Source organism: Abyssisolibacter sp. ZYX002 (genome assembly GCF_056892235.1).
In genome coordinates this window covers 253,896-266,068 of the sequence record NZ_JARMXH010000002.1, presented here as the reverse complement: position 1 = coordinate 266,068, position 12,173 = coordinate 253,896, and the positions used below count along the sequence as shown (strand labels likewise).

Sequence of the window (12,173 nt, the reverse complement as noted above, 5' to 3'; positions counted from 1 at the left end):
ATGAACAGAAAAAAACTAGTAGTAACTATAGTTGGCTGTGGAAGTACAAGAACCCCAGCGTTAGTAGGAAGTTTGATTAACTATAAAGAGAATTTCCCATTAAAAAAATTAATATTTTTCGATATAGATAAAAAACGAATAGAAGCTCAAGAAGATTATATAAGATTAGCTATGGAGAAACACTGCCCAGACGTGGAGCTGTTATTTACTGATAATGAAGATGAAGCTTATATAGGAACAGAGTATGTTTTTTGTCAAATGAGAGCAGGAAATTTCCATATGAGAGGACACGATGAAAAAATTCCTCTAAAATATGATCTAATAGGTCAAGAAACATGTGGACCAGGAGGATTTGCATATGGTATGAGATCCATTAAACCTATGATTCATATGGTTAAGAAGATTAGAGAGTATGCACCTAATGCATGGATATTGAATTATACAAATCCAGCTGCAATAGTTGCTGTAGCACTAGATAAGGTATTTCCAGAAGATAAAAGGATATTAAACATATGTGATCAACCTTATTCTATGATAAAATCATTTGCTAAATTGTTGGATGTTGACCAGTATGATATTGAACCAAGGTATTTTGGATTGAACCATTTTGGTTGGTTTACAGAGCTTCGTCATGTACCAACTGGAGAAGATTTATTGCCAAAACTTAAAAAGTATTTATTGGAGCATGATTTCAAGCCATATAATGCAGAACAAAGAGCTGCTTCATGGTTAAAAACATATAAAAATGTAAACAAAATGATGTCATTCTTCCCAGAATACTTGCCAAACACATATTTGCAGTATTATTTCTTCCCAGAAGAAATAGCTAAGAATAGTGATCCAAATTATACTAGAGCAGACGAAGCTAAAAATGGTAGAGAAAAACAAGTATTGGAATTATGTAAGAAGGCAAAAGACCAAAATTCCTTTGAAGGTTTAGAATTACTAGTAGGTGCAGTTCATGGAAATATGATGGTAGAAGTAGCAGAATCTATAGCGTATGATTTAAATAAAGTATATATAGTTATGGTGAAGAATGACAATATTATATCCAATATACCACAAGATGCAATGGTTGAAGTGGCAGGGACACTAGGTAAAGATGGTGTTAAAGGATATGAGTTTGGACAAGTTGGTACTTTCTATAAAGGACTAATAGAAGGACAATATGCTTACGAAAAATTAACTGTAGAGGCGTGCTTAGAATCAGATTATCAAAAAGCCTTAGAAGCATTGACACTAAATCGTTCAATCGTAAATCCAGTTAAAGCCAAGGCTGTTTTAGATGATATGATGCAGGCAAACAAAGATTATTGGTGGTTAAGTTAGGAGATGGTTTGATGTATTTGTTTTCTCAAAATATATATACACCTAACGGATTTCAAGAAGGTTATCTAAAGATTGAAGAAGGTAAAATATTAGGAATATTAGATGAAGTAATGCCAACTGAAAATATAGTGGATTATGGTGAACATGTAATAATACCGGGATTCATTGATATACATCTTCATGGATGGGCAACGGGATCGTTTTGTTTTGAAGGAGATCAACAATCTCTAAAAAAAATGTCTAAAGGGTTAGTAAAAGAAGGAGTTACTTCTTATCTTGCCACATCAGACGTTGCAGCAATACATGAAATAAAAAGTCAGTTAGCAGAAGGAAAGAAATTTATAGATAAATGGAATGCAGAACAAGGAGCAGAAGTTTTAGGATTTCATTTAGAAGGACCATTTATAAGTAAAGAATACAAAGGTATGCTAAAAGAAGAGTACTGTAAAGATCCTTCAATTGATTTATTAGATGAGTTTATTGAAATAGCTGGGGATAACTATATTAAGCTCATGACACTTGCTCCAGAGTTACCGGGAGCAAAAGAACTGATAAAACATGCTAATAGTAAAGATATTCAGATTTCGGTAGGTCATAGTGCAGCGGAGTTTGAAGATATAAAAGCACTTAAGGATTATGGATTAGGTGGCTTTACACATACCTTTAGTGGTATGAGAGGTTTTCATCATAGAAGATTAGGGGTAGCAGGTGCAGCTATGTATTTTGATGATATGTATGCAGAGTTTGCTAAGCAAACAGGCCAAACAGTAAAACCAGAAGCTTTTGAGTTGATGTATAAAATAAAAGGAAAAGAAAAGATAATACTAAGTACAGATTGTGTTGGACTTGCAAGGGTAAAAGAACCATTTTACCATTATATTAGAAAATGTAAATTCATTCCGGATGGAGACAACATAAAGCTTGTATATGACGATAACAAAGAAGAAATCTTATCTAAAGATGATTATGAAAAAGTTAAAGATTTAGAATTAAGCTATATAAAATCTGTTAGAAATGTAGTGAAAAATGTTAATGCAACCATATCTGATATAATAAAAATGGCGTGCGAAAATCCTGCCAAATATATAGGTGTGGATGATAAAAAAGGAAGTATAGAAATAGGCAAAGATGCTGATTTATTAGTGATAGATGAAGATTGGAATATAATAGATACCTTTGTAAGAGGAGTATTGCAGGAAACATAAAATTAAACCTGAATTATTCATGGAACATTGATAAATATGATGTAGTTTTTTAAATTACACTATTTCAGCGGTTTCGGAAGCATACTGGTGGTACGGTGAAAAAGTGATGGATATATTGTAATTATAAGGATGCAATATAGTTATTATTTTTCTGTGATTAATTTAGGTTAAAGTAGTAAAAATCTGAGGTTGTCTGTTTTAACAGGCAGCCTCAGATTTTAAGTATTGAATAACAGTTATAATTAAGAGGTGATAAGATGTCTATATACGACGAAGCATTAGAATTTCACAAAAAAATTAAAGGAAAACTAGAAGTGGTTTCAAGGGCTAAAGTAAATAATGAAGAGGATTTGAGTTTAGCGTATACGCCCGGGGTAGCCAAACCATGTCAAGAGATAGCAAAAGATAAAGAAAATGCATATCTATACACACGCAAATGGAATACGGTTGCAGTTATCTCAGACGGAACAGCGGTGCTTGGATTAGGAGATATTGGAGCAGAAGCTTCATTACCAGTGATGGAGGGTAAGGCGATATTATTTAAAGAATTTGCAGATGTAGATGCATTTCCAATAGTCTTAGACACAAAAGAAGTAGATGAAATCGTTGAAACAATAGTACGCATTGCTCCGAGTTTTGGAGCAATAAATCTAGAAGATATTTCAGCACCTAGATGTTTTGAAATAGAAAATAGACTTAAAGAAAAGTTAGATATACCTGTATTTCACGATGACCAACATGGCACAGCTATTGTAACATTGGCTGCAATAATTAATGCTTTAAGAATAGTTAATAAGCAAATAGATAAACTAAGAGTAGTAGTAAATGGCGCAGGCGCAGCTGGTAGTGCTATAACAAAACTATTGATAAATACAGGAGTAAAGGACATAGTTGTGTGTAACAGAAAAGGATCTATTTGTAGGGGAGGAGTATATAAGAATAAAGCAGAACAAAATCTAGCAGAGATAACCAACCCTAGATGTATCAATGAAGAGTTGAAAGAAGTAATAAAACAAGCAGATGTATTTATAGGAGTATCTGCACCAAATGTTGTCACTAAAGATATGATAGCTTCAATGAACAAAGATGCTATAGTGTTTGCAATGGCAAACCCTGAACCAGAGATTTATCCATCACTAGCTAAAGAGGCAGGAGCTAAAATAGTCGGTACAGGAAGGTCAGATTTTAGTAACCAGATTAATAATGTTTTAGCATTTCCAGGAATATTTAGAGGTGCGTTAGATGCTAGAGCTAAAGAAATCAATGAAGATATGAAAGTGGCTGCAGCCCAAGCTATAGCTGGATGTATCAAGGATGAAGAATTGAGTGAAGATTATATAGTACCAAGGGCTTTTGATCTTAAAGTTCAAGAAGCTGTTGCAGATGCAGTAAAGCAAGCTGCAATAAAAAGTGGTATAATAAGATAGACATAGACAAAAACATGACAAATTAGGAGGAAGTTATGCTTGGATTTTTTAAAAAGAAAGTAGAAATATTAAAAGCTCCTATGGCAGGAGAAGTAGTAGATATAACAAAAGTAGCAGACCCTGTTTTTGCAGAAAAAGCGCTTGGAGATGGAGTGGCTATCAAACCTAGTGATGGGTTAGTGGTAGCGCCATGTGATGGTAAAATAACTCAAATATTTCCTACCAACCATGCAATAGGGATTGAAACTACTAATGGATTAGAAATATTAATTCATATAGGATTAGATACAGTTAATCTAAAAGGTGAGGGTTTTACAAGATTGATTGAAGAGGGAACCAGTATAAAAACAGGTACACCTATCATGAAAGTAGATTTGGAATTACTAAAAAAGAATGAAAAAGACACAGTAACACCAGTCGTGATAACTAATATGGATAGAGTAAAAAGCCTAGATAAGATGTTTACAGGTGATGAAATGATGCATGTGACAATTAAATAACTTATTATTTTAAATATAATGTAAAAGGACTTACTCTATGAATTGATTTAAGAGTTAGTCCTTTTACTTAAAAATAGGGAAATATATATATTAACTAAAAACGCCCATTAACATATTCATCAATTGTCATATAATTAACTTCTTCTTTATTTTTTTCTACTTCAACAGCTGTGATAAAAGCTTTTGCAGTATCAATGGATGTAAATGTTGGTATTCTTTGTTCTATACCTTTTCTTCTTATTTTAAAACCATTTCTTTTGTAGTCATTTCCTAACGTAGGAGTATTGATTATGATATCTATATTTCCATTATCTATATATTCGAGTGTTTGCTCAAATGATATTTGATTACAATTGATACCTTTATTAGCTAAAATAATGCTAGTACCATATGAAGCATAAATATCGAATCCAAATTCACTATATTTGCTTATAATGTCAGTACCTTCGTCTTTATCAGATTCTTTTAATGATACAAAAATTGATCCTTTAGTTGGAATTTTAATACCTGATGCAACAAATCCTTTATATAATGCTTTTCTATATTCATAATCTATGCCTAACACTTCGCCAGTTGATTTCATTTCAGGGCCTAGTTGCATATCAACATCTCCTAGTTTTTCTCCAGAGAAAACAGGAACTTTCACTGCATAAATTTTTCTGTTTTCTAATAATCCTGTACCAAAAGGTTGATCTAATAAACTTGTTCCAAGCATTGCATCTACAGCTAGTTTTACCATAGGGATACCAGTAATTTTACTTAAAATTGGAACTGTTCTAGATGCTCTTGGATTTACTTCGATAACATATACATTAGTGCCATCATAAACATATTGGATGTTGACTAATCCAATTATATTTAATTCTTTAGCGATTTTTTCAGTGTAATTTAGGAGTGTTTCGATTACATTGTTATTTAGAGAAATGCTCGGATAAACAGTAATACTATCTCCAGAATGAACTCCTGTCCTCTCGATATGTTCCATAATACCCGGAATTAAAATGTACTCTCCATCTGAAATAGCGTCTACTTCGATTTCTATTCCTTTGATATATTTATCAATCAGAATAGGATGCTCTGATGTTACTTGGGTGGCTTCTTCCATATATCTAATCAATTCATTTTCAGCATAAACAACTTGCATAGCCCTACCGCCAATAACATAAGAAGGCCTTACTACTACAGGATAATTAAGCTCTTGTACGGCGATTATTGCTTGCTCAATATTAGTGACTGAGTTTCCTTTTGGTGCTTTTATTTCATGTTTCTTTAAGAAAGCACCAAATTTATCTCTGTCTTCTGATAAATCTATAGATTGAAACTTTGTACCTAATATTTTTATACCATTTTGGTTGAGTTTGTTAGCTAGATTTATCGCTGTTTGACCTCCAAATTGAACTATCACTCCATATGGTGACTCAGCCTTTATGATATTCATAACATTTTCAATATATAATGATTCAAAGTATAATTTGTCAGCTGTATCAAAATCTGTACTTACAGTTTCAGGGTTGTTGTTGATGATAATTGATTGGTATCCTAATTCTCTAGTTGCCCATACGCCATGTACACAGCAATAATCAAACTCTATTCCTTGTCCTATACGTATTGGACCTGATCCTATAACTAAAATCTTCTTTTTATCACTAATAATATTTTCATTATCTTCTTCATAACAAGAATAATAATACGGTGTTTTAGCTTCAAATTCTCCACTGCATGTATCTACCATTTTATACACTGGATACATTTGATTATCTTTTCTAAGATTTTTTATTTCTTCAATAGCTACACCAGATAGTTTGCTAATCTCGTTATCTGTCATACCTATACTTTTTGCTTCTTTAAGTATGTTAAGGTTAAAACTCTCATCTTTTAATCTTTTTTCAAATGTTATGATCCTTTTTATACCATATAAAAACCATCTATCTACTTTTGTTATCTCAAACAATTCATCTATAGACATATTTCTTCTTAGAGCTTCAGCTAAAGCGAATATTTTTTCATCATCACATTTCTTGATTTTTTCAATTAATAATTTGTTATTTAAATTATCAATATCATTGCTCCTTAAGCCTTCGTACTTGTCATCTAAACAAGTTATAGCTTTTAACAAAGCACTTTCAAAAGTTCTGCTTATAGCCATCACTTCTCCTGTAGCTTTCATCTGAGTTGAGAGTGCTCTAGATGCACTAGAAAATTTGTCAAAAGGCCATTTCGGAAACTTGACTACCACATAATCTAAAGCCGGCTCAAAGCAAGCACTAGAAATTTTAGTTATACTATTTTTTAGTTCGTCTAAAGAATATCCTATAGATATTTTGGCAGAAATCTTTGCAATAGGATAACCTACAGCTTTTGAAGCCAAAGCACTTGATCTACTTACCCTAGGATTAACTTCTATTACTATATATTCGCTATTATTGGGGTTAAGAGCAAATTGTATATTACAACCCCCTTCTATTTTAAGATTTTTAATGATTTTAATAGAAGCATTTCTAAGCATATGGTATTCTTTATCTCTTAATGTTTGTGAAGGTGCTATGACTATACTATCCCCAGTGTGAACACCTACTGGATCCATATTTTCCATATTGCATATTATAATGCAATTATCTTTCTTATCTCTAATCACTTCATACTCTATTTCTTTCCATCCTGCTACACTTTGTTCAAGGAGTATTTGTGATATAGGGCTACATTTTATTCCTAATGTACACAATTTAATGAGGTCATTTTTGTCATAAGCGATACCACCACCTGTTCCTCCTAGTGTGTACGCTGGCCTTATAATTACTGGATATCCTACGGTATCTACAAAATCTAAGCATTGATTAATGTCTGTGGCTATGATGCTCTTAGCGATTGGTTCACCAATTTCAAGCATAAGTTGTTTAAATGCTTGTCTATCCTCAGCTTTTTCTATGGTATCTCTATTTATTGCGAGCAATGATACTTCATATTTTTTTAATATGCCGTTGTCTTCAAGTTCCATGGCTAGATTTAGTCCTGTTTGCCCACCAAATCCAGCAAGTATACCATCTGGTCTTTCTTTTTTTATGATTTCTGTCAAACTTTTAATGTTAAGAGGTTCTATATATACTCTATCAGCCACATTATTATCTGTCATAATAGTAGCTGGATTACTATTAACTAAGATTGTGCGAATTCCTTCTTCTTTAATAGCTTTGCACGCTTGTGTTCCCGAATAGTCAAACTCTGCAGCTTGTCCTATTGTAATAGGACCTGAACCAATAACTAAAACTGTTTTTAAAGATGTATTTAAAGGCATATTATTTTCCCTCCGATATTAGATTTATGAATTGTTCAAATAGATATTCTGAATCATTTGGGCCTGGCGCGCCTTCTGGATGGAATTGAACTGAGAAAACAGGTAGTTTTTTGTGTTTTATGCCTTCTACAGTTTTATCGTTTAGATTTATGTGTGTTATTTTCATATCACTTTCTTGTAAACTTTCCTTAACTACAGCATAACCGTGGTTTTGTGAAGTAATATAGACTTTATCATTTTCTATATCATAGACACCATGATTACCACCTCTATGTCCATATTTCATTTTGTATGTATCTCCTCCTGTAGCGAGTGCTAATACTTGATGTCCCATACAAATACCGAATATAGGATACATGTTTATCAATTTTTTTATGAGGGTTATTCCTGCCTTTGCTTCTTTGGGATTTCCTGGACCGTTACTTAGAAAAACACCGTCTGGATTTGTTTTTTGTATTTGTTCTATATTACTATCGCAAGGGAAAATAGTAATATCACATCCATATTTTTTTAATATTCTAATGATGTTCTTCTTGATACCAAAATCTATTACGGCTACTTTTGGTCCAGTACCTTTTATATTTGTTATTTCATTTGTTGTTACTACTTTCATCCAATCTTCTTTTATATTTGTATTGTTGATTAGATTTTGCATCTGCTTTTTAGTTAAATCTTCATTGGTTATTAAACATTTGATAGCTCCATGTTTTCTTATTCTTTTAGTGATACTTCTAGTATCCACATCATAAACACCAACTACCCCTTTTGTTTTAAGCATTTCATCTAATGTTCCCATAGATTTATAATTTGATGGATTTTGGGATATATTTTTTACTACTAATCCTTTTGCAAATATACTAGTTGCTTCGTTAGCTTCTGGATTTACTCCATAATTACCTATCAATGGATAAGTCATAGTGACTACTTGTCCAGCATATGAAGGATCTGTCATGATTTCTTGATATCCTGTCATGGAAGTATTAAATACTAGTTCCCCTACATTTGTTCCTATACTTCCAAAACCTTTGCCAATGTACATACTTCCATCTTCTAGATAAAGTATACCTTTCATTTAACCACACCTTTGCTTGTTATTTGAAAGAATAAGTTTCGTACCTATACACTGTTATAAAACCTTTAATTAATAATAAACGCTTAAAATACTCATTAAACCAAAATGCTCATCTAGAATTAACTATACACTTAATTATTGATATATGGTTTTTATATTACAATCTAAACAATTGAAAGTAAATATAGAAAAATCAGTATATTTATTAATCTCAATGAATATTTTACGTTATTTTATTGCATAAAAAAATAGAATACTTTAAGACGTTTATCTTGGGTATCCTATTTGTTTGCATACAAATAATAGACAGTGTTTAACACATATCTTAATAAACATCCTTCTCAGTCTCACAGGGCTGAATTAAAGGTACTAATATTATTCTTAATTAAGTTTTGATTTGCTTTTAAACTTTTATCCATACTAACACATTGTAATATCTATGTCAACTCTAATAATAAAAATACATTGATTTTAGATTAGTTTGCATCTTTATTCAAGTGATGTGAAAGAAAATATTATCTATAATTTACTACAATAATAAAATTATAGATAATAATAAAAATTACAACAATACATGACATATTTAGTTAAAATGGTGTATAATTTAAATAACTTATATCACATAAATAGGCTAATGTTGTATGCAAATAATAAGAAAAGGAGTGAATGAAAAAGTGAAATGGTTCAACAATTTAAGAATGAAGTATAAGATCACTATTTTGTCTGGGATTATACTGTGCATGTCGGTGGCAATGATATTCTATATTTTGAGTGAGTTAAAGTCGACGAGTCTGAACAAAACTAGTACTATAGTTGCTGAAAGTTCAAAAAAAGAAGCAGCAGCGATACTAAAAGATATTGAAATAGCAGAAAATACAGTAAAGAGTTTAGCTAGCACCTTTTCTAACTTAGCTAAAGAAGGAACAATAAGTAGACAAGCAGCGGTTGATATACTAAAGAATAATTTGAAGAACAGAACAAATGTAATCGCATTAGCTATTGGATTTGAGGCAAATGCATATGACAGAAAAGATATGATGTTTATGAAGGAAAAAGAGCTAGGGTGTGATTCTAAAGGGAGATTCTTGCCCTATGTTTATAAAAGTGGTAGCGTGATAAAAGTAGAACCTTTAGTTGGATACGATGTAGAAGGTGATGGCGATTGGTATTTAGTACCTAAAAAGACTAAAAAGCCAATAATTACAGAGCCATATCTTTATAAGATTAATGGTAAGGATGTACTAATGGTTACAATAGCTTATCCTATACTAAATAACAATAGATTCTTAGGAGTTGTTACTACTGATATTGAGTTAGATTATTTGCAGGATAAAATAACTTCGATAGAAAGTGTTAATGATTACGGTGGAGTAGCTATTTTAGTTTCGGCAGAAGGATCATGTGTAGCTAATGGTTTTAAAGAAGGTATTTTACCTAAGAAAATCTTTGAAAATGATTCTGTTAAGCCGGAAATAATGAAACAAATAAAAGCGAATAAAGAAACTTCATATTTTGACCATATTAGTGAATTAGATAGTGAAGTATTAATAACATTTGAACCTTTCCATCTAAAAAACTTAGATACAACATGGTCGATAATGACATTCATACCTAGAAGTCGAATACTTAGTGAATATAACCAAAGTCGTACAATTAATATCATAATTATACTATGTATAATATTAGCATCAACATTGAGTAATATACTAATAGGTAAAAACATAAATAGTAGTATGAAAAAAATAAGCGGTGTTATGAGTAAAGCGGCAGGCGGTGATTTATCGCAGCTTTCAAATATTAAGACAAAGGATGAATTTGGGCAACTATCTGGTAATTTTAATGATATGATTTCTCAGATGAGAGTATTGGTTAATGATGTTAAATCGTCATCAGATGTTGTTAATAAAAACTCTATGCAGTTAGCAGAGATTGTTGAGGCTTCTAATCAATCAGTAAATGAAATTTCATCAGCTATAGAGGAAGTATCATCGAGTTCATCTAGACTAGCTAAAGACGTTGATGATCTATCTCATCGAACTAATAATTTAGGAACATCTATAGATGGGACAGTTGAAGTTGTATCAGAGGTATACAATATATCAGAAGAGACTAACAAACTAAGTAAATCCGGATTAGATATAATGGTAAATCTCAATGAAAAAACAAAAATTGCAAATGAAAGTACACAGGCTATAACAGATATAATAAACAAAGTTAACGAGTATGCGGACAATACTGAGTCAATCATAGGATTAATAGACAGTATTGCACAGCAAACTAATTTACTTGCACTTAATGCTTCTATAGAGGCAGCAAGAGCAGGAGAGGCAGGCAAAGGCTTTGCGGTAGTAGCTGATGAAATAAGAAAACTTGCCGAACAGACGGCAGAAGGTACTAATGAGATTAAAGAGATGATTAGTAATATACAAGAACAATCTCAAAAATCAGTAACTATGATGAAGGAAATGAAAACATCGTATTATGAACAAAATAAGTCAATTAAAAGCACAGAAGAGATATTTGGCAAAACAGATGAATACTTATCATCGTTATTTAGCAAGTTGGATTCAGCTCAGTTAAATATTAAAAACATAGAGGATATCAAAAATGGAATAATAGATACTTTGAGTAATTTAGCGGCGTTTGCTGAACAGTCATCAGCTACAGCTCAGCAGGTATCAGCTAGTACACAAGAAGTGTTAGCTTCTATAGAAGAAATGAATGAAAATGCACAGATTACAAAAACTCAATCAAATAATCTAATAGAGAGTATTGACAAGTTTAACGTATAAAGAGATGGACTTCCATTGACAATATTTACAAATAATGTTAAAATAAAATTACATTGATTATCAAAGTATTATTCTAGTGGAGGTGAGTAAGGTGTTCTAATATCTCGTAATTCTTCATAACGTTTATTACACTATATATATTCATAAACATCCAAAAAATAAGGAGTGATTTTGTGAATAAGAGAAATATTCTTTTGGTAAGTATTTTGGTAGTTACTATTTTTACTATCAATTTCGTATATGCAGGGAATCTAGAAGCCAATGAGCAGACATGTAGTTGTCATAATCATATAGACGATGAAGTAGGCATAAGAGCGCCAGCATGTCCTAAATGTGGTAATTGGTCAGGATTTATTAGGAGAACGACTTATGGAGAATGGATTAAATGCGGATATTATGAATGTCCTTACAAAGATTGTTTTGTGACAGTATATAAAAGAAAGGTAACTACTATAGAAGAATGTGGGGCATGTGAGTATTATGATAAAAGTACACACATGCAGTACTGGCATAAACATTCGGTGAACCATTAGTTAAAAATGAGGTTGTCTAGCAA

General features: G+C 31.7%; 8 protein-coding genes. 6 read left to right on the top strand and 2 right to left on the bottom strand.

Features of this window, described 5'->3' with window-relative positions; all coding sequences use genetic code 11:
- The 4 genes from P3X86_RS07240 to P3X86_RS07225 all read left to right on the top strand — a co-directional run bounded on the left by P3X86_RS07240 (nucleotide 1) and on the right by P3X86_RS07225 (nucleotide 4,461).
- Nucleotides 1-1,329 carry a family 4 glycosyl hydrolase gene (locus P3X86_RS07240; protein WP_483291995.1) on the top strand — a complete coding sequence of 443 codons (1,329 nt, stop codon included), beginning with the start codon at nucleotides 1-3 and terminating at the stop codon, nucleotides 1,327-1,329.
- A gap of 11 nt (nucleotides 1,330-1,340) precedes the next feature.
- Nucleotides 1,341-2,534, top strand: coding sequence for an N-acetylglucosamine-6-phosphate deacetylase (gene nagA, locus P3X86_RS07235; RefSeq protein ID WP_483291994.1), 1,194 nt, complete (start codon nucleotides 1,341-1,343; stop codon nucleotides 2,532-2,534).
- A gap of 257 nt (nucleotides 2,535-2,791) precedes the next feature.
- On the top strand, nucleotides 2,792-3,961 hold the full coding sequence (locus P3X86_RS07230) for an NAD(P)-dependent malic enzyme (RefSeq protein ID WP_483291993.1): 1,170 nt from the start codon (nucleotides 2,792-2,794) through the stop codon (nucleotides 3,959-3,961).
- A 35-nt stretch (nucleotides 3,962-3,996) separates the two neighbouring features.
- The gene (locus P3X86_RS07225) at nucleotides 3,997-4,461 is read left to right on the top strand and encodes a PTS sugar transporter subunit IIA (RefSeq protein WP_483291992.1); all 465 of its coding nucleotides are present in this window, start codon (nucleotides 3,997-3,999) and stop codon (nucleotides 4,459-4,461) included.
- Nucleotides 4,462-4,555: 94 nt separating this feature from the next.
- On the opposite strand, the gene carB is transcribed toward P3X86_RS07225, so the two are convergent.
- Together carB and carA are read right to left on the bottom strand one after the other, a co-directional pair.
- A complete protein-coding gene (gene carB / locus P3X86_RS07220) occupies nucleotides 4,556-7,753 on the bottom strand; it encodes a carbamoyl-phosphate synthase (glutamine-hydrolyzing) large subunit (protein ID WP_483291991.1) in 3,198 nt (1,065 codons plus the stop codon).
- A gap of 1 nt (nucleotide 7,754) precedes the next feature.
- Complete coding sequence (gene carA, locus P3X86_RS07215; protein ID WP_483291990.1) at nucleotides 7,755-8,825, bottom strand: glutamine-hydrolyzing carbamoyl-phosphate synthase small subunit; 1,071 nt, start codon at nucleotides 8,823-8,825, stop codon at nucleotides 7,755-7,757.
- A gap of 674 nt (nucleotides 8,826-9,499) precedes the next feature.
- Between carA and P3X86_RS07210 the strand changes: the two genes are divergently transcribed.
- Nucleotides 9,500-11,617, top strand: coding sequence for a methyl-accepting chemotaxis protein (locus tag P3X86_RS07210; RefSeq protein ID WP_483291989.1), 2,118 nt, complete (start codon nucleotides 9,500-9,502; stop codon nucleotides 11,615-11,617).
- 173 nt (nucleotides 11,618-11,790) lie between these two features.
- Nucleotides 11,791-12,150, top strand: coding sequence for a hypothetical protein (locus tag P3X86_RS07205; RefSeq protein WP_483291988.1), 360 nt, complete (start codon nucleotides 11,791-11,793; stop codon nucleotides 12,148-12,150).
- Nucleotides 12,151-12,173: the final 23 nt, after the last annotated feature.